The organism is Rhodococcus sp. RDE2 (assembly GCF_020885655.1).
GTDB lineage: Bacteria > Actinomycetota > Actinomycetes > Mycobacteriales > Mycobacteriaceae > Rhodococcus > Rhodococcus pyridinivorans.
The window spans coordinates 4,929,509-4,952,765 of the sequence record NZ_AP025186.1 but is presented as its reverse complement, the minus strand read 5'-3'; the positions used below and the strand labels follow the sequence as shown (position 1 = coordinate 4,952,765).

General features: G+C 64.7%; 16 protein-coding genes, 1 pseudogene and 1 riboswitch. Of the genes and pseudogenes, 2 read left to right on the top strand and 15 right to left on the bottom strand.

Annotated features, from left to right (window positions below; genetic code table 11):
- Positions 1 to 37 precede the first annotated feature (37 nt).
- The 4 genes and pseudogenes from LPH33_RS23040 to LPH33_RS23025 form a co-directional block, all read right to left on the bottom strand.
- The gene (locus LPH33_RS23040) at positions 38 to 1,702 is read right to left on the bottom strand and encodes a sigma-54-dependent Fis family transcriptional regulator (protein WP_229566239.1); all 1,665 of its coding nucleotides are present in this window, start codon (positions 1,700 to 1,702) and stop codon (positions 38 to 40) included.
- Positions 1,703 to 3,440: 1,738 nt separating this feature from the next.
- On the bottom strand, positions 3,441 to 4,058 hold the full coding sequence (locus LPH33_RS23035; protein WP_194293859.1) for a hypothetical protein: 618 nt from the start codon (positions 4,056 to 4,058) through the stop codon (positions 3,441 to 3,443).
- A 341-nt stretch (positions 4,059 to 4,399) separates the two neighbouring features.
- A pseudogene (locus LPH33_RS27025) lies at positions 4,400 to 5,837 on the bottom strand (substrate-binding protein).
- A gap of 364 nt (positions 5,838 to 6,201) precedes the next feature.
- Positions 6,202 to 6,531, bottom strand: coding sequence for an ArsR/SmtB family transcription factor (locus tag LPH33_RS23025; RefSeq protein ID WP_060654673.1), 330 nt, complete (start codon positions 6,529 to 6,531; stop codon positions 6,202 to 6,204).
- Between the two features lie 142 nt (positions 6,532 to 6,673).
- Positions 6,674 to 6,784, top strand: a riboswitch (TPP riboswitch).
- Between LPH33_RS23025 and thiC the strand changes: the two genes are divergently transcribed.
- Positions 6,782 to 8,566, top strand: coding sequence for a phosphomethylpyrimidine synthase ThiC (gene thiC, locus LPH33_RS23020; RefSeq protein ID WP_064256491.1), 1,785 nt, complete (start codon positions 6,782 to 6,784; stop codon positions 8,564 to 8,566). Its footprint overlaps the riboswitch before it by 3 nt.
- Before the next feature lie 87 nt (positions 8,567 to 8,653).
- Here the strand turns inward: thiC and LPH33_RS23015 are convergent, their stop codons facing one another.
- The 11 genes from LPH33_RS23015 to LPH33_RS22965 all read right to left on the bottom strand — a co-directional run bounded on the left by LPH33_RS23015 (position 8,654) and on the right by LPH33_RS22965 (position 21,569).
- Positions 8,654 to 10,075, bottom strand: a complete 1,422-nt coding sequence (locus LPH33_RS23015; RefSeq protein WP_229566237.1) for a potassium channel family protein — start codon at positions 10,073 to 10,075, stop codon at positions 8,654 to 8,656.
- 14 nt (positions 10,076 to 10,089) lie between these two features.
- Positions 10,090 to 10,851, bottom strand: a complete 762-nt coding sequence (locus LPH33_RS23010; protein ID WP_064256492.1) for an SDR family oxidoreductase — start codon at positions 10,849 to 10,851, stop codon at positions 10,090 to 10,092.
- A 154-nt stretch (positions 10,852 to 11,005) separates the two neighbouring features.
- The gene (locus LPH33_RS23005) at positions 11,006 to 12,199 is read right to left on the bottom strand and encodes an IS110 family transposase (protein WP_229566235.1); all 1,194 of its coding nucleotides are present in this window, start codon (positions 12,197 to 12,199) and stop codon (positions 11,006 to 11,008) included.
- Between the two features lie 273 nt (positions 12,200 to 12,472).
- On the bottom strand, positions 12,473 to 13,792 hold the full coding sequence (locus tag LPH33_RS23000; protein ID WP_229566233.1) for an MFS transporter: 1,320 nt from the start codon (positions 13,790 to 13,792) through the stop codon (positions 12,473 to 12,475).
- Between the two features lie 120 nt (positions 13,793 to 13,912).
- A complete protein-coding gene (locus LPH33_RS22995) occupies positions 13,913 to 14,551 on the bottom strand; it encodes a response regulator (RefSeq protein ID WP_019288290.1) in 639 nt (212 codons plus the stop codon).
- Positions 14,548 to 15,729, bottom strand: a complete 1,182-nt coding sequence (locus tag LPH33_RS22990; RefSeq protein WP_229566232.1) for a GAF domain-containing sensor histidine kinase — start codon at positions 15,727 to 15,729, stop codon at positions 14,548 to 14,550. Before LPH33_RS22990 ends, LPH33_RS22995 begins: the two co-directional genes overlap by 4 nt.
- Before the next feature lie 55 nt (positions 15,730 to 15,784).
- Positions 15,785 to 16,909 (bottom strand): glycoside hydrolase family 88 protein, encoded by a 1,125-nt coding sequence (locus LPH33_RS22985; RefSeq protein ID WP_006552212.1) that lies wholly within the window; start codon positions 16,907 to 16,909, stop codon positions 15,785 to 15,787.
- Positions 16,906 to 18,060, bottom strand: a complete 1,155-nt coding sequence (locus LPH33_RS22980; RefSeq protein ID WP_229566230.1) for a zinc-binding dehydrogenase — start codon at positions 18,058 to 18,060, stop codon at positions 16,906 to 16,908. Before LPH33_RS22980 ends, LPH33_RS22985 begins: the two co-directional genes overlap by 4 nt.
- The gene (locus tag LPH33_RS22975) at positions 18,057 to 19,256 is read right to left on the bottom strand and encodes a CaiB/BaiF CoA transferase family protein (protein ID WP_229566229.1); all 1,200 of its coding nucleotides are present in this window, start codon (positions 19,254 to 19,256) and stop codon (positions 18,057 to 18,059) included. Before LPH33_RS22975 ends, LPH33_RS22980 begins: the two co-directional genes overlap by 4 nt.
- 7 nt (positions 19,257 to 19,263) lie before the next feature.
- Positions 19,264 to 20,382: an acyl-CoA dehydrogenase family protein gene (locus tag LPH33_RS22970; RefSeq protein ID WP_024102239.1), complete on the bottom strand. Its 1,119-nt coding sequence runs from the start codon at positions 20,380 to 20,382 to the stop codon at positions 19,264 to 19,266.
- 50 nt (positions 20,383 to 20,432) lie between these two features.
- Positions 20,433 to 21,569, bottom strand: a complete 1,137-nt coding sequence (locus LPH33_RS22965; protein WP_071936074.1) for a CaiB/BaiF CoA transferase family protein — start codon at positions 21,567 to 21,569, stop codon at positions 20,433 to 20,435.
- 162 nt (positions 21,570 to 21,731) lie between these two features.
- Here LPH33_RS22965 and LPH33_RS22960 point away from each other — a divergent pair, with 162 nt between their 5' ends.
- Entirely contained in the window at positions 21,732 to 23,207 is a 1,476-nt protein-coding gene (locus LPH33_RS22960) for an aldehyde dehydrogenase (NADP(+)) (RefSeq protein ID WP_229566227.1), read from the top strand.
- Positions 23,208 to 23,257: the final 50 nt, after the last annotated feature.

The window sequence follows — 23,257 nt, the reverse complement described above, 5'->3', positions numbered from 1 at the left end:
TGGAGATGTCCTGTTATGCGACAGAGTGTTTCAGGGGTCAGGAACCGAATGTTTCGTTTTCCAGGCCCAGCGCGCGGATCTTGCGGTAGAGGGTCGAGCGTGCCACACCGAGCCGGTGGGCGGCGAGGGATTTGTTGCCGTCGGACTCGTCGAGGGCGCGGACGATCGCTTCGCGTTCGGTGCGTTCGAGCGAGGTCAACCGGCGACCGGCGCCGAGGGTGCGGTAGTCGGCGGGCAGATGTTCGAGTTTGATGTCGAATCCCATCGACCGCGCCGCCGCGGTACTGAGCACCGAGGCGAGTTCGCGCAGATTGCCGGGCCAGTGATGGTCGATCAACGCCCGATGCGCGGCCGGTTGCAGTTGCGGGGTCGGACGGTCGGGGAGTTCGGCGGCGAGCAACTCCCGCGCGAGATCGGTGAGATCTTCGATGCGCTGGCGCAGCGGCGGGATGCACACACTGCGCCGCACATGGGTCTGCACCTGATGCCGCAGATCGTCGGGGGTGCTCGAGGTGGCGGTGGCGATCACCGGTGCACCCAGCTCGACGGCAGCGTCGAGCAACCGCCGGGTAGAAGCCACAGCGTCGTCGGGGACCTCGTCGAGGTGCTCGATGATGCACGCGAAACTGCCGGACAGACGCGCCCGCAACTCGGCCACCGCCGAGGGGGTCAACGTCGACGCATCGACGCTCGGGACCGGGTCGTGCCGGCCCCAGCGGTGCTGGATCTGCCGCGCCAGATGGGTTTTGCCGACACCGGACTCACCGACGATCAACACCGGCGCGACGGTCGCGGTGATCTCGTCGACCCGGTCCTGGAGTCGGTGCGCGGCCAGGCTGCGGCCGGCGATACGCGTCGCCGGCGCCGCACCGGCGGGCGCGGCGGGGGCCAGGCGGGCGCGCGGTCGCGGCGGAGCCGGGGAGGCCAGCGGGCGCAGTTCGAGGATCGCGCTGAGCGGATCGGTGGACTCACCGACCCGGCGGGCATGGACCCGCACGTCGATCCCGTCGGCGAAACGCAGCGGTCCTTCCCATTCGTCCTTGGCGGCCAGATGGGTGCTGATCCAGTCCCAGATCATCATCTGATCGGTCGAGTCCATCAACCGTGACACCGTCGGGGTCGCGATCACCGTGTCCCGGCTCATCGCCACCACCGCGGCGTGGCCGCGGCGTTTGCTGCGCATGTATTCGCGCAGCAGGTTCTGCTCGCTGCGGGCGGACAGGGCGAACAATCGCTCTTCGATATCGCGTACCGCCGAGAGCACCAGCGGTGCCATCAGCTCGTTGACATCGTCGACCTGGCAGGTGATGTCGACGATGCCGGTCACCGCGCGTGAGACCGGATCGACGATCGGGGAGCCGACACAGGCCAGCGGATGCAACGCCTCGAGCAGGTGCTCTTCCCCGCGGACCCGGAACGCTTTGCGTTCTTCGAGGGCGGTGCCGATCCCGTTGGTTCCGGCGCATTCCTCGGCGAAGATGAACCCCGGGGCGACCTGGGCACGGTCGAGACGGCCGAGCAGTGACCGCTGCCCGGCCCGCCGGTCGACGATGGTCGCATCCTGCGAGGCGAGCAGGATCGTCACCGGCGCATCGGCGAGTTGATCGGCCAACCGATCCAGGACCGGCCGCGCCGCACGCACAAGCTTCGGATCGGTGGGTGCGTCGTCGATATAGCGCAGTGGAGAACTGTCGGGTGTCACTCCCAGTGCGAGGCAGCGGCGCCAGGACTGTTCGATCTCCGGCCGTACTTTCGGTATGGGATTCTCACAGCTGTCGGAACCGTGTTCTTCTGCTTGCTCACGGAACCGGTCGGTTACCACACATCCACCTCCGAAGACCTCACGGCGAGAACGGACTCTATGCAAACGAGGTGACACCGGTTCGGAGTGTCCCAGAACGCTACACCGGGAGTTTCCGAACATGTCTTCGGTGCGTGCGCACCTTGTCCAGTGTGTTCACCGGCGTCTTGATGGCCTGTCGATCCGCACAGTGGCGGACCACGATGCTATTCGTCGTGCAGTGTTCCATCTCCTCTGCAGGACCAGGGCCGGTTCGGCCGATGCCATTCCGGCCGATCGGTCTGGCGGAGTCGGCGGAAGTGAACAGCGGGGAGGTGTGCGTTGGCATTGTCGGCGAGGCCGTGCGTCTGCGCGCGTCCGTTCGCACCGTGTTCCCCTGGAACGGCGCTGGTGCGTCACGAAAGCTGTTGGTTGGCAGTGTAACCCCTACTGTCGACCATCAATGCTCCGTGAACTGTATGTGTATATCACAGGGTTCCTGCGCGTGACCACGAGTTGCGTAGCTACCAGTGGGTTTCGTGGCCGGGCGGGGTTCGGGGACAGTGGGGTCGGCTGTGTGGCATTGATCCGGGCGTTCGGAACTCGTCCGTATCTGTCCGACCGGAACCCACGGTTGTGGGAGTGTGCTCGGCGCCGGACTCAGGGTGGTGGAGTCGTTCGTCGGCGGTGTTGGCAAGAAGATCCGGCCTGTCGGGAGATGGGAAGGGGACAGGATGTCACCGGTGCTCGTGGGCGGGTGCTCCGGTGTTGCGGTATCGGAACGGATGAAAAGCCATGTAATTTGCTGTTACGGCGAGTTTTTCGCTAGTCTTTTGGTGTTGGAGCGAGTCGCCCTATCGGGGAGGACGGGGCCTTGTTTCAACATTCTGTTCTCCGTGCTTGGAACCTCGCCCCTGCTGTTCCGAGTTGCTAGGCGACTATGTCCGAGTCGCTGCGCAGTACCGAGAACGAGAACCCCGTTTCGTCGCTCTGCGACGAACCGTCGCCGCCCCCTGTCGGCGACAGGTACGGGAGCCGTTGGTGCCCGCCTCGACGATGCTAAAGCGGGCACCAACGGTGCCTACCGATACGACCATTTCGACTTCCATTCAGAAGCGTTAGCGCGCAGATGAGTTCGGCATCGATCTCGGTTCGTGCGACCAAGGAAGGCGACTGCACGCGGTGGGGTGCTGCGCTCGGACACAGAGTACGGTTATCCGTGGTCGGCAGGCCCTTGTCATCTTCACCATAGTGAGGGTGGCGGAAGCCGGCCCGAGCAAGTGGTTCCGAGGCTTCCGGGACGACTGTCACCCCGACGTGCCGGCCCAGGGCGTGTCTGTATCTCAGCTGGGGCAAGCCGTGGATCGGGTCGAAGGGTCCGATGTCGTACGTGCATTCCTGTGGTCGAGGATCCGGTACGAAGGCCCACAACAGCGCCCGTCGTGTGATACCGGTCGATCTGGGTACCGACGCGGGTGGCGCGTTCGGCCAGGGGCAGGCAGCTTCCGGCGCGGATCCCGAACTCGGTAATGAGCACAGGTTTTTCGGTTTGTTCGAGTCGCAGTGGGAGGAATGCCGCATCGTCGAAGTCGTGGTACTGAACCACGTCCAGATAGGGCGAGGCAGCGACCAGGGCATAACCACCGTCGGCGAGACCGCACTACGCGCCCCCGAGTGGACCGAGCGTGAGCAGGTGTCGCTGATCGTGCGCACGAGCCACTGCCCCGGCCGCATCGACCCAGTCGCGCAGCACCTGCGGCGAGTCTTCCGGGCACCGGCGTTGGCGCAGGTCGCAGTCGGGGGTGGTGCAGACACCGACCTCGGGTTCACCGAGGAGTTCCCACGCAGCGATCGAAGGTGATCCGGCCCAGCGATCGACGGCGGCAGCAACCCACTCGCTGTAGCTCAGCGGCATGTCGGTAGGCTCCTGCCATCCGCCGAGATACCACTTGCGCGTTCTGTATTGCTCGTCCTCACACGCGCCGTCCTGGGCGGCGAGCACCGGGATGAGCAACTGTCCGTGCCGTTGCGTAGCTGTAAACACCGCATCGATCGGTTCGAAGTTCAGCTTGCCGTTGCGCTTGTCCACGGCCAGATTCTGAAAGGCGTTGAATCGGGTCACTGTCCCCGGTTGGCGAGACGCGAAGTAGGAGTCCAGATCCACCATCGCTCCGCAACCGGCGTTGACCGTCCAATCCGTAGCCAGTTGATAGGCGTTGAAGCCGGTCGGCCACCAGGGGTGACCGTCGAGGTGCAAAATACCGCCGGTGGTGGTCACCCGCAGCGGATGCGCATACGAGACCCACGGGGTGGAGGTCGGCGCACCTGTGTCCTCACCTGGCGATGCCGCGCCGGGTCCGGGGAGGGTGCACGCGCTCGTGAGGGGAACGGCCAGGAGCATCGCCGTCATACAGACGAGTCTCGCTCGTATCGGACCGTCGCGCTATGGACAGTCCGACAGCTGCTCGCTAGCCTGAGTTCAATTGCTGCGCACCCACTCTTCCCCCCAGCTGCGCTGATGGCAAGAAGATCGAGCGCACTGTTGCCCGCTTCGCGACTGTAAGGCGCTCGACGACTCCTGCCGGAAGGGATTGGGAGCGGTCTGCACTCGGAGCGAGCTCATAGATGCAGACTGTGGCCGGAAGTGCCGCAGCGAGAAGTCACCAAGAAAGAAGAGGAGAATGAAGGCAGAGCCACCCCCGAGAGGGCAACAGATCTCGCAGAAAATCTCGACCTCCGCATCCGGTCCCGATCCCACAGAGGAGGATCTGGCAGCGGTAATCGTCGCCCTGACCGGCATCGACATCGCGTCGAATGACGATAACGCGAGGCCTGGTCGTAACCGGAAACAATCCTGGCGACACTGATGCGCCGACGACTCCGAGTTGCACTCGCTGGTCGCACATCCGCCCGGCCGGGAACGAGGATGTAGACGGAGTGGCCACATCGATATGACCGAGATCGATGCCCTCGTCTTCTGTGCCAGCACGCGTGGTCTCGGCCTATCCGATGGCGGGATACAGTTCCGTGCCAGACGCTTTCGTCAAATGCAGCTGCTGTCCGAGTCGGTCCTCGCTCAAAGTGACAGTACCCCGCGGTAGCTGGAACTCCCCGTGACGCATTGCTGCGGCTATCCTCCGCTTTCCGGGCAGCCTGCCACCATATGTGAACTGCCTCGAACACAGACTCGCTCAACGTCGACAGTGGCGGTGTCCAAGGACCGAACTGTGCCTGGTACCTCCTCAGAAACGAGGCGTTGCTTTCCGTTTGTAATCCTTGGAAATACCCCGAGACGGAGTACAGACCACGGGCTGCTTCGTCGCTGATGTACGTCAGCATGGACTCTTCCGATGCCGGCGCCAGTGTTATGCACCGATCCCGCAATCCCATTGCATAACACTGACGTTCGAACTCAACAGCATCAGATCCGACGAGGGACGATGTCGGCTCCCGATTTCTGAATCGATTCGACGATCTGAGCGAAGTCTCGAGTCCCCATCGATGCGAACTCTTCACCGACGATTCGGGCGCCGTATCGGGGCAACAGTTGGCGAGCCAAGCCATGTGTCGTTCGCGGCAAACAATAATCGTTGCCGGCCAGAAACGATCGTCGCACCCCCTCCATCTGCGTGAGTGGTTTCGTAGCTGTTGCCAACTGATCGCCCGGCCGCTCCCCGAGTTGGAGACGGAGACGACCGCCGCTGCCTCCTTCGTTCATGACCGGCTGCACCAGCAGCACGGGTGCATCGCCGAGCGCCTCGGCAACTGCGGTATAGGTAGCCGATGTGGTGGCGATCAGGATGGTCCGGCAGCCTGCCTGAACGAGCCGCCGCGCTTCCATGACGCCGGTCTCCGGGTCTGAGGCGTCATCGCCCACGATCAACTCGACCCGTCGGCCATGAATGCCGCCCTCGGCATTGACTTCCTCGAGCGCCAGCATGGCAGCGTTGTCGATTGAGGTAGCGAAGGGGCTGCCTGGTCCGGATTTCGACGTCAACAAGCCCAGACGGGGATGGGACGAGGCGTTTGGAGCGGTAGGAAACCCTCGACGCCGCATCAACCGTTCCAATCCGGGCTGGTCGAGTTCGGCGATGAGCCGAACTCTCGTGCCTCCATCAGCGGCTCCGAAACGAAGTTTGATAAGCCCCCGCCAAGGCTGGTCGTGCACGATATCGAGGTACACATACGGACGCGCAGCAGCGATACGGCCGAGAATCTCGACCGGTTCTGCGCCGGAACCGCTGAGGTGGACCGCCATACGCACGGCAGCGCCGGGTTCGACCCGACCGCATACCCCGCCGAACAGCCATCCCGCCTCTTCGCCTGCTCCGAAAGGCTGTAGGCCACCGAGGGTGGGGATGCGGTCCACTCTTCCGCGTGCAATACAGCTGAGTCCCCGTGTTCCCTGGAAGCTATGCACGTCACAGAGATGTATCGGTGGCAGCGGTGCGATCGGCAGCCTCGACGGCATCTACCAGGGCTCCTCGAAACACTTCCTGCAACATCGCGATGACGTCCCGGGCGGGACCGGCCGGGACGATCGAGTAGAAACGGAAGCGTCCGACCTTGCGTTCGGTGACCAATCCCGCGTGCCGCAGGATCCGGAGGTGGTTCGAAACGCCGGTGCGTCCCACGCTGTCGATCTGGTCGACCAGTTCATTGACACTGCACTCATCGCGCTCTGCCAGCACGGTGAGAATGGCTCGCCGCACAGGGTCAGCGAGGGCATCGAAGGCCAGCTGTGCGGACAAGATCCCGAGCTCCTCGAGTCAACAGTCGATGACATTTAGAAGAGTACCTCCTCGTAGCTCGTACAGGACGGGCCGACTTCGCACCGCTCCGACGACCGGACCAGCTACATCTGCAGCGAGACGAGTCGGGTGTTAGGGTCTGTGACGTCCCCACGGGAGCCCCATTGCAGGGGCTGAGATCGGGCTGAGGCAGCCTGCGACCGTCGAACCTGCCCGGGTAATGCCGGCGAAGGAAGTAGGAACGATTCCGATGAGTGCATCCAATTCGCATGCCCTGAGCTATGTCCACGACGAGGAACACGACCTGCGTGTACCTGTCACAGAGATCCGCTTGAACGACTCTCCCGGCGGGGTGCCGAACCCGCCGCTGCAGGTCTACCGCACTGCAGGTCCCGGTAGCGATCCGCTGGTCGGGCTCCCGCCGACGCGCGCCGACTGGATTGCTGCTCGCGGCGACGTCGAGCACTACCCGGGGCGAGAACGGGATCTGCTCGACGATGGCCGCTCGGCTGTGCGGCGTGGAGAGGCGTCCCAGGAGTGGAAGGGGCCCCGACCTGTCCCGGTGCGAGCGAAGACAGGCCGGACGGTCACGCAGATGCACTATGCCCGGGCGGGGATCATCACCCAGGAAATGCGGTTCGTGGCGCTGCGGGAGAACTGCGACGTGGAACTGGTGCGCTCGGAGGTGGCGGCGGGTCGGGCGATCATCCCCGCCAACGTCAACCACCCCGAGTCCGAGCCGATGATCATCGGCAAGTCCTTCCTGGTGAAGATCAATGCCAACATCGGCAACTCAGCGGTGACCAGCTCCATCGTCGACGAAGTCGACAAGATGCGCTGGGCCACCCGTTGGGGCGCGGACACCGTGATGGACCTGTCCACCGGCGAAGATATCCACACCACCCGAGAATGGATCATTCGCAACTCCCCGGTGCCGATCGGCACGGTGCCGATCTACCAGGCTCTGGAGAAGGTCGCCGGCCAGGCCGATGCGCTGACGTGGGAGATCTTCCGCGACACCGTGATCGAGCAGTGTGAGCAGGGTGTGGACTACATGACCATCCACGCCGGAGTGCTGCTGCGCTACGTACCGCTCACGGCCGAGCGGCTCACCGGCATCGTCTCCCGAGGTGGGTCGATCATGGCCGGTTGGTGCCTCGCCCATCACGAGGAAAATTTTCTCTACACCCACTTCGACGAACTGTGTGAGATCTTCGCCCGCTACGACGTGGCATTTTCCCTCGGGGACGGGCTGCGACCGGGGTCGATCGCCGACGCCAACGACGCCGCGCAGTACGCCGAACTGGACACCCTTGCCGAACTGACCACCCGTGCCTGGGCTCACGACGTTCAGGTGATGGTCGAAGGCCCTGGCCACATCCCGATCCATCGGGTGCGGGAAAATGTGGAGCGTCAGCAGAAGCTATGTCATGGAGCGCCTTTCTACACCCTGGGGCCGCTGGTGACCGACATTGCTCCGGGCTACGACCACATCACCTCCGCGATCGGGGCCACCGAGATCGCCCGCCATGGCACCGCGATGCTGTGTTATGTCACCCCGAAGGAGCATCTGGGACTGCCGAATCGGGACGACGTGAAGACCGGGGTCATCACGTACAAGATCGCCGCTCATGCCGCCGACATCGCCAAGGGCCATCCCGGTGCCGTCGAGCGCGACGACGCGTTGTCGAAGGCGCGTTTCGAGTTTCGGTGGCGGGATCAGTTCGCTCTGTCGCTGGATCCGGATACGGCCGAGCAGTTCCATGACGAGACGCTTCCGGCCGAACCGGCCAAGACAGCGCACTTCTGCTCGATGTGTGGGCCGAAGTTCTGCTCGATGCGTATCTCCCAAGACATCCGGACCAGGTTCGGTGACGCCGCCGACCAGGCCGCCGTCGCCGGGATGCAACATATGTCCGACCAGTTCAGGGCCGCCGGCAGCACGGTGTACTTGAACGCGCCCACCGTTCCGGCCCTCGAGGATGTGGCGGGGCACGAGTCGATTGGAGCCGAAACGGGCGGTGTGCCCACGTAAGGAGTCGGGTGAGTTCCCAATGTCGCTGGCGGTCACAGTGCGACGGAGGAAACTCGCCAGCGCTGCATGACTGGACAATCGTCGACGCTATTGTCTGTCGGCTCCGGATTCGTGCCATGTTGATGTGCGCTGCCTCGAAGGCGCTCGTCGGAGTCGTACCTCGAACGAGGGGTAGTGAGCATCTGTCCCGGTGACATGGGGGCAATGGTGTCGTGCGGCGAGGACGAACTGTTCGAAGGACCCGTCGAGTTCGAGGTGGATCGTGTCGTTTGCGACTACCACACGGTGTGCGTCGAGACCGAGCAGTCGGGCGACGACGAAGGTTGCACTCAAGGTTGCGACATTCCTGGTGATCCCTAGCGGGAGGAGGGATCCGGTGTCGGTGAGGGCTTCGTGTTCGCCGGCTCTGAGGACGAGTCTGGCGTCGGGGTGCACTCCGTGGGCTGCCACGGACACGGCGATGTTGTCACGGTCGTCGGAGCCCACGGCGGCAAGGCATCGGGCCCGGTCGAGGCGGGCGCGTTCGAGGAGGGTTCTGTCGGTACCGTGCCCGACGATGGTGGGAATGTTCAGTGCTCGGGCCAGGCGCAGATTGCGGGCTCGATCGTCGCGTTCGATGGCGACGACGGGGATGCCGAGTTTGCGGAGTTCGAGGCACAACCGGAGACCGACCTGTCCCAATCCGACGACGATGACGTGGTTGCGGCGGGGGAGAACCCGTTGACCGATCAAGCCGATGAGGCTGGTTCCGAGCAGACGTTCGATTATCCCGGCGGTGAACATGGCGGTGAACACGATCGCCGCCAACATCGCCAGAGCCGCGAACACGTCATAGGTGTGGTCGCCGTGTGAGGCCGGTGCGGGACCGACGGTGGCGACGACCTGGACTGCTTCTTTGAGGGACTCGACCCAGTGGTGGCCTTTGCCGACAGTGAGCCATATCCAATCGATCAGGAGGATGGCGAGCAGTCCGATAAGGCCGGTGAGCAGCATGCGGGTGCCGGCGTCGTGGGATCGCAGTGTGCCTACGGAGTGGACGAATCGGCGGCGAATTCTGCTGGTGCGGCTGTGGGGTAGCGGCTGCCAGGTCGGTTGGTCACCGTGGGCGGATTGCCGGAGGACGCGTGTGGTGCCATCGGGCGCGGTGTGCGCGGCGTCGATCGTGGCAGCGATGCACGGGCCGGCCAGGGACGGTGTCGCGAGGTCTGCGGGGGAGGTTACCTGACAGTGGGGAATCAATCGGGTGAGCTGGTTGGCGATGGTGCGATCGAAGACGGTCACGACCATCGGTGTGTGGGGACTGATGTGGGCGATGGCGAGGGCATAACGGACGGCGACCGCGTCGTCGTGGGTGACGACGGCGACCCCGGCCGGGTCGTGCTGGGTGATCTGCAGAAGTTCCGGGTCGTCGGGTGCATCGAAGTGGACAACATCGAAGTGGCGTTGGGTGAGCGACGCGCACACGAGCCGGGCAACATTCGACGCGCCGATGACAACGAATGGGGACATCGGGCCGACGTCGATCACCGCACAGGTGCAGGGAACGAGGTGTAGGCAGTGAAGATGCCACCGGAGCCGATATCGGATGTTGGGTCGATCAGCTCCGGCAGCACCGCTTCGAGGCGTATCGGGGCAGCAGCGGTGACACTTGTCTCCGGAGTCGGGGTGGGTACCAGACGAATATTGTTGATCCGCAAGAAGTTACTGCCGAGTTCACGTCCGGCGGCGAGAGCGAAGGATTCGATTGCGCCGTCCATGGAGTCTCGCGCCGGTCCTCGATCGGTGTCGGTGATTCTGCGGAGCGTATCCAGGCCGGTGACGGTGACGATCGATCCGATGCTGCCGGTGCGGTGCAGGGATACTGCAGCACGTCTGGTCGTGTGGAACAACAACGCCATGTGGTCGTAGGTGAACCGGCCCCAGTCGGCGGGGCGGATCTCGCTCAGCGAGTGGCATGCTGTTTCCGGGCCGGGTAGCCATGCGGTGTGCACGAGCGCGTCGATGCCGCCATATCGTCGCTCGAGGTGGGTGAACATGTTGTCGACGTCGGATTCGAGGGTCAGATCGGCCGCGACCGGATGAGCGATCCCGTCGTCATCGGCGACTCGGCCGGCGAGGTGCTCGGCAGCATCGAGGGTGAAGCTGTGCGTGAACACGTGGTGTCCAGCTGCTGCCAACGTTCGGGCCACGTGGGCACCTTCGTTCTGTTCGACGCCGGTGACCAGGACACGCAGTGAGGTGGTGGGTAGAGCCAACGGGTGCAGCGACGGTTCGGCGATGCTCATCTGGACTCGTTTCGAGGGTGCCGGGGGCGCGGGGGGAGGAGTTCCGCGCCCCCGGGAATCGGGGTGGGGTGGATGTCTGTCGAGGTCCACGGCCGTGGGATCGTGTGCGGACGAATCGGCGGCTTGCCGAAGGGGGGGGTCCCTATGGTTTCCGTCAAGCCGCTGCAGTGGTTGGGTTGCGATAGAAGGTCTTGTTCTTGAGCATGGCGTAGAGCACGTCGCAGCGTCGCCGTGCGAGGCAGATCAGGGCGGCGTTGTGCTTCTTGCCTTCGGCCCGTTTGCGGTCGTAGTAGGCGCGACTGGTCGGGTCGTGCAGCGCAGCGAATGCAGACAGGAACAGGGCCCGTTTGAGTTTGCGGTTGCCCGACCGGGCGGGGTGCTCGCCGCGGATCGACGAGCCGGAACGGTGGGTCACCGGGGCGATGCCGGCGTAGGCCGCCAGGTGTGCCGCGGAGGCGAACGCGGAACCATCACCGACCTCGAGCAGGATGCGAGCTGTGGTCCTGATGCCGACGCCGGGCATCGACATCAGGACCTTCGAAAGAGGGTGGTCGTCAAGCACCCTCTCGACGTCGTCGGCGATGCTCTTGCGCTGTTGCAGAATCTCTTTCAACGAGTCGGCGAGCTTCGGCAGGACGATCTCGGCGGCGTTGCTGCCCGGCACCGTCACTGTTTGTGCATCGAGTGCGGCGAGGATTTCCTCGGCGAGGCGGGCGCCCATTCGCGGGGCGTGCTTGGTCGCGAGAGTGGTGAGCCGGCGTTTGCCGGCTTTGCGGATGCCGACCGGACCGCCGCAGCGGGACAGGATTTCCAGCACTGCCGGATGCGCGATCTTGGGGCCGAGCACGCGTTCGAGGGCGGGGTGGATTCCGGTGAGCAAGCCGCGGATTCGGTTGCTGATGCGGGTGGCTTCCCCGGCGAGGTCGTCGTCGAATCCGACGAGTACGCCGAGCTCGGCCAGCGCTTCGTCACCGACATCGACCCGGCGCAGGGTGTGCGGCATCGTCCGAGCGGTATCGGCGATGATGAACGCATCTCGGGCGTCGGTCTTGGCCTGGCCGGGGTAGAGGTCGGCGACGCGGCGCATCGTCAACCCGGGCAGGTACGCCACGGCATGACCGCAGGAGCGGGCGACGGTGACCGGCAGCGCACCGATGGTGTTCGGTTGGTCGACGATCACCAGTACCGGCCCGTGTTCGGCCAGGCGGTCGAACACGGACCGCAGTTTGGCTTCGTCGTTGGGTAGGGCTTTGTCGAACAGTCGGGTGCCGTTGGGATCGAGTCCGACGGCGTGATGTTCGCCTTTGCCCACGTCGATGCCGCAGAACACGGCGTAGGTCGGGTCCATGAAGCGTGCCTTTCGTTCCGCTCCGGACGGTCACCGATCCGACGTCGACACCCGGCACCCACGTTACGAGGAGACCTACCGCAAATCCGGTGGCCGTGTCCCTATCAGCGGTCCATCGACGTCACCAGGTTCGGCGACACCACCCCCCGGATCATTCGAGAGACAGGGGCAAGAAGTCATACCGAACTTGGCGACCGTGGCCCCGCGGGTGCGGGACTACGAAGAAGGTAACGGGCAGGGCGTCGGCGACCGGGGACCGGTGCGTGAGCGTGCTCAGTGAGAGGTCGGTGACAGCTGTTCCTGTCCGGAGGTTTCGTCGTTGTCGGACAGGTCCTGTCGGTAGGTCTCGCGCATGGCGATCACGCAGACGACGGAGACGGCGCACATTGCGACCATGAACAGCGCCACGGCGACGTACGAGCCGGTGCGATCGAGCAGGTAGGTGGCGACGATCGGTGCGGGAGCGCTCGAGGCGAGGGTGCCGATCGTGTAGCCGAAGGAGATCCCGGTGTAGCGGATGCGGGTGTCGAAGGCTTCGGCGAAGAAGGCTGCGAGGGGACCGTAGGAGGTGGCGAAGGCGAGGCAGAACACCACGAACCCGATCATCGCCAGCGCGAAGGATCCGGAGTTGACCAGCCAGAACCAGGGGAAGGTGAACAGCAGCATGGCGAGAACCCCGGCGAGGAAGACCGGCTTTCGGCCGTAGGCGTCCGACAGCTTGCCGAACAACGGTAGTGCGACGAACGTGACCGCCATGGCGACGAGGACGAGTGTCAGCATCTGGTTTCGGGTGTAGCCGACCTGCGTGACGCCGTAGCTGAGGCCGAATACCGTAGTGCCGTAGAAGGTGACGCCGATGGCGAAGTAGGCACCACAGGTCAGGAGGACCTGCTTGGGGTAGTGGCGAAGGACCACCCCGATGGGCAGCTTCTCCAACTGTGCGTTCTTCTTGACGCGGGCGAAGTTCGGGCTTTCGCCGACATGCAGTCGGACGAACAGGCCGATCGCGACGAATGCGCCGCCGATCAGGAAGGGAACGCGCCATCCCCAGGATTCGAATGCTTCGGGAGACAGTCCGGCCATCAACAAAAAGACCGTGTTACCGAGCATCAGTCCTGCCGGCACGCCCATTTGCACCCAGCTGCCGTAGTAGCCGCGTTTGTCGGCGGGAGCGTGTTCGACGGCCATGAGGATCGCCCCGCCGATCTCGCCACCGAGTGCGAGACCCTGCACGAAACGCAAGGTGACGAGGATGATCGGTGCGGCGACGCCGATGGTCTCGTAGCTCGGGAGCAGCCCGACTCCGAGAGTGGTCAAGCCCATGATGGTCAAGGTGATCACGAGCATGGACTTGCGTCCGATCCGGTCACCGAAGTGACCGAACACCACTCCGCCGAGCGGGCGCGCCACGAAGGCGGCAGAGAACGTGGCAAAGGCGAGCAGAGTGCCGATCAGAGAGTCGAACTCGGGGAAGAAGATCTTGTTGAAGACGAGTCCGGCTGCGGTGCCGTAGATGAAGAAGTCGTACCATTCGACTGTTGTGCCGACACCGCTGGCAAAGCCTACTTTCGATGTTTGGGACATTTTGGGCATGTGGGGCCTCCGTTGCCGCGAGCGCGAGATGATTTCTGCGGCTCAATATATGGGTGACCCAGAACACATAACATCTCCATGTGGAGAGGTGGAGTGCGCTCCGGGTATAGCGAATTCGATTCAGAGCAAGCGAAGTTCGTGAGCGCGTGCAATGGCTTCGACGCGATTGCGCGCGTTCAGTTTCTGCATGGCGCTCTGCAGATAGGTCTTTACGGTGTTGCGGGTGAGAGACAGTTCCTGAGCGATTTCGGGATTGCTGTGACCCATGGCCGCAAAACGCAGCACTTCGTACTCGCGCCGGGTCAGGCCGGCCCGGTACAGCGCCTCGGAGGTCACGACTTTTCGTGGTCCCGTCAACCTCGGGTCGACCACCCGGATTCCGCTGGACACACGGTGAATGGCTGTGGCGAAGTCCTGTCCGCTGATGTCCTTGACGAGGCAGCCGTCGGCGCCTGCTTCCATCAGTAGATCGATGGCACCGTGATCGGCGAACGCGGTGAACAGCAGTATCCGCGCGTGCGGCGCAACTCGACGAAGACGCGGAATCAGTTCCGGTGCAGGGATATCGGGGAGCCGAAGATCGAGGAGGATGACGTCGACGGGCAGGGTGCGGGCCAATTCGACCGCGGCAGAGCCGGTCAGTGCACCTCCCACGACTTCGAGGTCGGTGTCCTCGCGGGCGAGTAGTTCCACGCCGCCACGCACGATCGGATGATCGTCGACGACGAGGATGCGGATGGTCTTCGGTGGCGCGGTCATGTGCTCGGTCCCTCCAGAGCGTCTACCCAGCCGCGCACGGTGGTGCCGCTTTCGTCGTCGCTGACCACCGACATGCCGCCCCCGAGCCGCTCGAGGCGCCCTGCAGCCAATCCGAGCCCCAGCTGGCTTCCTCGCATCGGATCGTCGGTGCCGTCGACGCCCCGGCCGTCGTCGCTGATGACGACCGTCACCTTGCCCGACCGCGCCGACAAGCTGACCACCACAGTGGACGCGTCGGCGTGTTTCTCCACGTTGACCAGCGCTTCGCGAACAAGGCGTTGGAGTGCCTCGACGCGGCTGACATCGAGGTCGGGGGATTCGGTCAGTGGCACGAAACGGGCCGGGATACTGGTCCGGAGCGTGAATGCCTGGCAGTCCTCCTCGATGCCGACCGGAAGATTCCGTTCGGGGGGCCGCGCGGTGAGGTCGGTCAGCGATCTGCGGATGGAAGCATTGACGGCGTGTACCTGTTCGGTGATCTCCTGCAGGCGATCGTGGATCGCCTGCGCGTCAGCGAGGGCGCGCAGGCTCTGCAGTTCGGCACCGATCCGGAAAAGGACCGGGCTCACGGAATCGTGTAGGGATTCGGCGAGCCGTTTCCGTTCGGCTTCGAGGGCGAGTTCTGTCTGGGTGGCGGCCCTTTGGGCGCTGAGGAGAGTGACGGCGGCCGTTTCGGCGATTGACTGGATCTCTGCGATGACTCGATCACCGAAGGACGAATATTCGCGGGTGCCGACGTACATGGCGCCGAGTACATGACCTTCATAAGCCATGGGCACGGCAAGCATTCCTCGCAGTGACTCCTGTTCGACGAGCGCGTCGAAGTCGTGGGTGATTCCGGGATCGGACAGATAGTCCCGTACCCAGACGGGTTGTTGGAGCATGATGCTCTTGCCGCCGAGCCCGATCCCTTCCGGCACCACCAGTCGGTGCAGAGCGTTGCTCTTCGTGCCCTGCCAACTGCGGTGAACCATCACCCCATCGACCTCGACGCGCCCGATGAGCGACATGTCGAAGTCGCCGATCTCCCGGATCCGCTGGCCTGCTGTGGTCATCGCTGACGCTTCGTCGGTCAGAACCAGCAGCTCGGCGCGCGAAAGTGCGAGATTGTCGAGGATCGACGGTTTGAGGTCCGAGTGGGTGAACTCGTGAGCTGCAGTAGGTGTATTTTCCGACACCGGCTTTCCTCGATCTTCTTTCCGGGGTCTCGGGTGACCCGTCATGGTGGTTCGGTCACAACTTCAGCGTATCGGACCGGTTGTTCAGGTTGATCAGGCACTCGAGCAGGAAGTAGTCGCCCCAGATCAGTTCGTTTCGGGTCGCGAAGTCGCGGCGTTTGTCGAAGCAACCGTCCATCAGGATCCCTGCCGGTCTGCTGTCGTGTGGTCCGGTGGGGGTGAGGTGATCGAGGAGTGCCTCGACGTGGGCGACGGCCCGGTCCCGGAAGTCGGTCCGCTCAGGGACGAGCCGATCGAGCTTGAGCAGCGCGGCAGCGGCGATGGCCGTGGCGGAGGTGTCGATCGGTACGTCCGGACCGGTGCCGGCGTCGAAGTCCCAGGACACGACGCCGCCGTTCGGTGTGCGGTCGAGCCACCATTCGGCCAGTCGGACGGCGGTCGGCAGGAAGGACGGCGATGCCCACTGCGCAGCCTGGGCGTATGCCACCATCGCCCACGCCTGTGCCCGGCCCCAGGTACTGTCGGCGTTCATGCCCTTGTGGGTATAGCGATCCAGCAGTGCACCATTGGATGTGTCGAATCGTGCCGACTGACAGACCGAGCCATCGGTGCGGATGCACAGTTCGATGTGCCGCTGCGCGTGGCGGATCGCGGCGTCGAGGAAGCGTGGGTCGCCGGTATGTGCCGAGGCCCACGACAGCAGCGCGACGGTGCCCGGCACGGCGTCGATGTTCGCGGCGCCTTCTCCGACCGCCTCTGCTTCTTCTGCTTCTGCTCCGAGTGGGATGATGCCGGCGCGATCGTTGAAGCTGGTGAGCAGGCCGTGGGCACCTGCCAGAGCGGTCTGCGCCGCGTCGTCGCTTCCGGTGACGAGGTGGTTGACTGCGGCCCCGTACCAGAAGAGGAAGCCGCGGAATGCGGTGTCGGAATTCTGCCGGGGCAGGATCTGCGCGGTGATGTCGTCGGCGAGGTGCGCCAGGCGCTTGTCACCCGAGGCGGCGAAGCCGAGTGCGGCCAGGCCACCCCAGAATCCTCCCGTCCAGTTTCCGTCGGCGGTGGTGGTCCATTCGCCGGATTCGATGTCGCCGTAGTGCGGGAAGGTGCCGTCGGTCTGCTTGGCGGTCGAGTCGATCCGCTCGAGCATCGCCTCGATCGCCGCGGTGTACCGGGAGTTGGTCACGACCGGCCTCCGGTGGTGAGGACCGACTTGAGCGTGCGCCCGTCCCGCATATCGGTCATGGCATCGTCCGCCTCGGTGAGCGGGTATTCGGTGACCATCGACGCGAGATCGAAGTGGGCGGTCAGCCGGGGGAGGGATTCGACGTATTCGAGGTGGTTCTGCGGAGAGAACGCCCAGCTTCCCAGCACCTGCAGCTGCTTTTTGGTGATGTAGTGGGGGTTGATCGGGGTGGTGCCGTGGTCGGTGTACTGCCCGACGACGAGGTACTTGCCGCCGCGGCGGGCGAGGTCGATGCCTTCGGCTACTGCGGTCGGGACGCCGGTGGCCTCGATGACGACGTCGGCGCCGCGCCCGTCCGGTGTGTGCGCGAGGATCCGTTCCAGGCGGGCCTCTTGATCGGTCTCGGTGAAGATGTCGATGTGGATGTCGCCGATTCCGGCGGCCTGCGCGACCCCGAGACGGTTGGCCGGCCCGCCGACGATGATCACTTTCGCCGCGCCGGCGAGTGTGGCGTACATGGCGCAGGCCAGGCCGACCGGTCCGCTGCCCTGGACCACGACGACATCACCTGTCTGCGGCTTGGCTATATCGTTCACGGCGTGCACGGCCGTCGGGCCGGCGCAGCCGAGTGCGATCACCTGCTGCGGGGTCACCGAGGACGGGATGCGGATGATCGTCGAGCCGGGCTGGAGGTAGATCTGTTCGGACCACCCACCCGACAGATGGGGCCAGTCGGCCGACGACTGGTTGATGCCGTACACCTTGCGGGTCTCGCACAGCGACGGTTCGTGCTGGTCCTGGCAGTAGTAGCAGTGCCCGCACGGGATGTTGGACGCCCATGAGATCGCGTCCCCGACGTGCAGTTGCTCGCCCCGGGCATCGGTGGTGACTCCCTCGCCGAGGGCGTGTACGCGACCGACCGCCTCGTGTCCGAGGATGAGCGGTACCGGAATGGGCAGGCGACCTTGCTGCAGGTGGATGTCGGTTCCACAGATTCCCGCGTGCGTGACGTCGACGACGACCGCGCCGGCCTCGGGGGTCACGCGCGGAAACGTCGTCGCGGTCATGGTCTGTCCGAAGCCTTCGAGCACCATCGCGGTGGCGGTGCCGGTGGTCGGGCTCGTCGGGTCCGTCTGCATCGCATTACTCATCGGATCACTCCCTTATTGCGCAAGGTCTGGACATCGGACTCGGAGATACCGAGCTCATGGAGGATTTCGTCGGCATGTTCACTGACCGCCGGCACCCCACGGCGCACCTGGGCGGGGGTGCGGGACAACGTGACAGGGTTGCCCATCAACCGGGTGGTGCGCACACCCTCGATCTCGACGTCGACGAGCGTGCCGTTGTGCCGCGTCTGGGGATGATCGAGCGCTTCTTGCAGGGTGAGCAGCGGTGCGCACAGCAGATCGACCCCGTCGAACAACTCTGCCGCCTCGGCGGTGCTCAACTGTGCGACCAGCGGACGCAGAACCGCGTTGGCGGCCTCTTTGTTCTCTGCCTGGAGCTGTGGTGTGGCGAACGTCGGCTGGACGGACAGATCGTCGATGTCGAGAGCTTTGCATGCCAGACCCAGAGCGTTCTCGCGGAACAGGCCGAGTACCAAGAGCAGACCGTCGGTCGTTTCGAAGATGCCGCTGTACCAGTCGCTGACCCAGTTGGTCTCACGCTGGTACGCCAGCAGTGTGGAGCTTTCGAGAGTCTGCAGGGCCAGTGCTGTATCGAAGAGGTTGACGCTGACCTTCTGGCCGCGGCCGGAGCGCTCGCGTTCGAACAGTGCTGCCAAGATTCCCTGGGCGAGGGCCATACCCGAGGCGTAGTCCACGGTCGGTACCGGATGTACGTATGCCGAGATCGACGGGTCGCCGCACGCGCGTGCCATTCCGCTCAGTGCCTGCGCGAGCATGTCCTGGCCTGCTTTGTGGGCGTATGGCCCGGTCTCGCCGAATCCGGTCGCAGTGCCGTAGACGAGCCGAGGATAGCGCTCGTGCAGATCGTCGTAGGTCAAGCCCAGTCGTTCGACTGCCGCGGTCCGGTAGCTGTGGATGAGAACATCCGCCTCCGCGAGGAGCTGATGGAGAATGTCCTGCCCCTCAGAGGTTTTCAGGTTCAGTGCGATGCTGCGCTTGTTGCGGTTGACCGCGGCGAAGTAGGCACTGGGGCGACCTTCGTCGAGTGACTCGCGATCGAGGCCTCGCAGCATGTCTCCGTTGACACCGCGCTCGACCTTGATCACTTCGGCGCCGAGGTCGCCGAGAACCTGCGCGGCCACGGGCGCCTGCATGATCTCGCCGAGGTCGAGGACCCGGATGCCGCTCAGCGCTTGTTGTTGCTGGGGGTGGTGCACGGTGCGCCTACTTTCCGTATACCGACTTGGCGATGATGAGTCGCTGGATCTGGTTGGTGCCCTCGTAGATCTGGGTGATCTTGGCGTCGCGCATCATCCGCTCGACCGGATAATCACGGACATAGCCGTATCCGCCGTGCAGTTGGAGCGCATCGGTGGTCACCGACATGGCGGTGTCGCTGCACAGCAGCTTCGCCATGGCCGCCTTCGTCCGTCCCGCCGGTTCCCCGTCGTCGATGAGACGGGCTGCGTCGTACAGCAGCGTGCGGGCCGACTCGATCTTGACGGCCATATCGGCGACCATGCCGCGCAGAAGCTGGAAGCGGGAGATGGACTGGCCGAACTGCTCGCGGTCGGTCGTGTACGACACGGCGGCATCGAATGCGCCCTGTGCGATGCCGAGAGCCTGCGCGGCGATGAGTGCCCGGCTGACGTTCAGTTCCTCGGAGATGTACGCGAACCCCTGGTAGGGGTCGTTGACGACCCGGACGGCGGGCAGCCGGCACTCGTCGAAGTTCACGTCGGTCGTGGGGCTGCCGCGCATACCCATCTTCTTTTCGGGAGCGCCGAAACTGACGCCGGTGTCGTCCTTGTGCACCATGAAGATGCCGAGTGACTTCTCGCCGGTCTTCGCCAGCACGGCGTACCAGTCGGCCCACGGCGCATTGCTGATGAACCGCTTCTGACCGTTGAGGATCCAGTCGGACCCATCCTGGGTTGCGGTCGTTGCGATCGCCGACAGGTCCGAGCCCACGCGCGGCTCGGTCATGCACCATGCGGCGCCGGCGGCGCCCGATGCGACGTTCGGTACCACCAGTTGCTTGAGTTCGTCGGAGCCTTGACGGAGCACGGTGGAGGTGCCGGCCCAGTTGACCAGCATGACCAGTGCCGTGCTTGCACAGGACGCTGCGACTTCTTCTACAGCGATGACCTGGGCGAGCAGGTCGGCTCCACTGCCGCCGAGGCTCTCGGGGTAGGCGAGTCCGGGCAGGTCGTTGCTGCGCAGGGCTGCCCAGGATTCCGAGGGGAATCGTTCCTTGTCGTCCACATCGGCGGCGTGCGGTGCGATCTTGGTCTGCGCGAGTTTGCGGACGCTCTCGCGGAATTCGCGATACTCGATACTCATGAATTACTCCTGGTCTGTGTGGGGAAGGTGATGATTCGGAAGTTCGACGGTCACAGTGGGGGCCAGCTCAGACCCGTCACGGACGAGGGGATACCGGCTGCGGCCGCCCGGTGGGCGAGGTCTTCGGCGACACCGGCACGGCGCAGCACTTCCTCGGTCTTGACGTGGGTGTCGGTGGCGCGCCGTGTCGGGCCGTCGGAGAACACCGGGACCACGGGGACCGAATCCAGTGCGAAGTCCGGGTCCCGGGCGACGATCTGATCGAAGGTGGCGAGTTCGTGCGGTTCGAGTACCGGTGTCACGCAGGCATCGACATCGGCGAACACTGTGGTCCACTCCGCCATCGTCTTCGTCTCGAATGCTGTGGTCAGTGACTTTTCGATGTGGTCCCAGGTGGACTCGTCGAAATGGTTCGGAACGGCACCGAGGTCGAGGGTGGTCCACAACCGTTCGAAGAAGGCGGTCTCGAGGGCCCCGACTGCGACGTAGCGATCGTCGGAGCAGCGGTAGCACCGATAGAACGGCATCGATCCGGTCAGTACGCCGTGTCCACGTCCGGGCAGCGTCGGCGTCTGCCAGTCGACGAAGTTCATTCCCATCATCGACAGCACGCCGTCGACCATGGCGGCATCGATGTACCGGCCTTTGCCTGTACGCGTGCGGTCGTAGAGGGCGGACATGATGCCGAATGCCGACAGCAATCCGCCGCCTGCGAAGTCGGCGACCAGGTTCAGCGGCAGTGTCGGCGGGTGATCCGAGGGGCCGAAGGTCCCGAGGGCACCGGCGATGGCCAGGTAGTTGATGTCGTGCCCGGCGCGCTGCGCCATGGGCCCGTTCTGGCCGTAGCCCGTCACGCTGCAGTAGACGAGTCCGGGATTGAGGGCCGACAGTTCCGCGTAGCCGGCGCCCAGCTTGTCTGCCACTCCGGGGCGGAATCCTTCCATGAAGACGTCGGCTTCCGAAACGAGGGTGTGCAGGGCGTCGAGGCCGTCGGCGGTCTTGAGATCGAGCGAGATGAATTCCTTGCCTCGCGACAGCGCGGGCACCGGAAGCCCGGAACGACCACCACCGATTGCGATCACTTCTGCGCCGAGGTCCGCGAGCAGCATGCTCGCGTACGGTCCGGGCGCCAGACGTGTCATATCCAGTACCCGAACCCCCGCGAGTGGTCCTGTCGTTGCGGTCATCGTCGTCCTCCAAAGTCATCCGGTATCTCGTGTGATGCCCATCCTGGAGGCGGTGACTGCACTCACACCATCTCCATGTGGAGATGTCGCATCACATCGGTTCTCCCGCACACTGAGATCCACACACTCAGCACGGAATGCTCCGAATTCGACAGGACAGCAATGGAAACCACTGCGACAGACACTCTTCTCGACACCTCCGCGCAGGATTACGAGCGGATTCTCGACGCCGCCGAGGCCGCCGCGGCGCCTCTTGCTCGTACGGACCTGCACGAGCGAGCGCACCTTCTGCGGTCGGTGGCCGATGCGCTCGACGCCACAGCGTCGGAACTGGTGCCGCTGGCGGCCGCCGACAGTTCACTGCCCGAGCCGCGCCTGCGCGGCGAAGTCACGCGGACGACGACGCAGCTGCGGATGTTCGCCGAGGTCGTCGAGGAGGGCTCCTGGCTGGAAGCGATCATCGACACGGCCGATCCGGATGCGCACCCTGCTCCGCGTCCCGATCTGCGTCGGATGCTCGTACCCACCGGACCTGTCGCAGTGTTCGGTGCGAGCAACTTTCCGTTCGCATTCGGACTCGGCGGCGGAGACACTGCTTCGGCATTGGCTGCCGGCTGCCCCGTCGTGGCCAAAGCCCACCCTGCTCAGCCGCGATTGACCGCCGCTTATGCGCGGGCGATCGACGAGGGACTGCGGGCGGGCGGCGCCCCGGACGGCACCTTCGGGGTTGTGCAGGGCGCCGAGATCGGACGTCAGCTCGTCCAGGATCGGCGTATCACCGCCGTCGGGTTCACCGGCTCGACATCGGGTGGCCGTGCGCTGGCCGATCTGGCAGCCGGTCGCCCGGATCCCATCCCGTTCTACGGTGAGCTCGGCAGCACCAATCCGGTGTTCGTGACACCTGCGGCTGCCGAGGACCGGTCGGGCAAGATCGCCGGCGAGTTCCTCGAATCGTTGCTGCTCGGTGCGGGTCAGTTCTGCACCAAGCCGGGGCTGCTGTTCGTTCCCGAGCAGAGTTCGATCGAGTGGCTCGTTCGAACCGCGGTCGCCGATGATTCGTTCCGTCTGCTGCACGCAGGGATCAGGCAGTCGTTTCTCGAGGTGTCCCAGCAGATCCTCGACCATCCCGAGGTCCGGCCGGTGGCAGTGCCCGAGCAAAGTGGTCTGGACGAACTGTCGGTGCGCCCGGTCATCGGCGTGACCGACGCTCGGGCACTGCGTCGAAACCCTCAGGACCTGCTCGAAGAATGCTTCGGTCCGTTCGGGCTGATCGTGACCTACGCATCGATCGAGGAGCTGTACGCGGCGATGGCTGTCCTGCCGGGCACGTTGACAGCGACCGTCCACGGAACCGATGACGATCCCGATGCTGCGGGACTGCTCGGTGCGCTTGCGCGCCGTGCGGGGCGCGTCATCTGGAATGGATGGCCCACCGGTGTGGCCGTGGGTTGGGCTCAGCACCACGGTGGTCCCTACCCGGCCACCAACTCGGTACACACCTCCGTCGGAGCGACCGCGATTCGGCGGTTCCTGCGTCCGGTCGCCTACCAGTCGGTGCCCGAAGCGAACCTGCCGTCCGCTCTCGTCGATGCGAACCCGTGGGGTATCCCCCGCCGGGTGAACGGCCGGCTGTCGTAGGGCCATCGCTGCTCGCGATGTCGCCTCGATCCGGACTGGGTGCGCAGAGG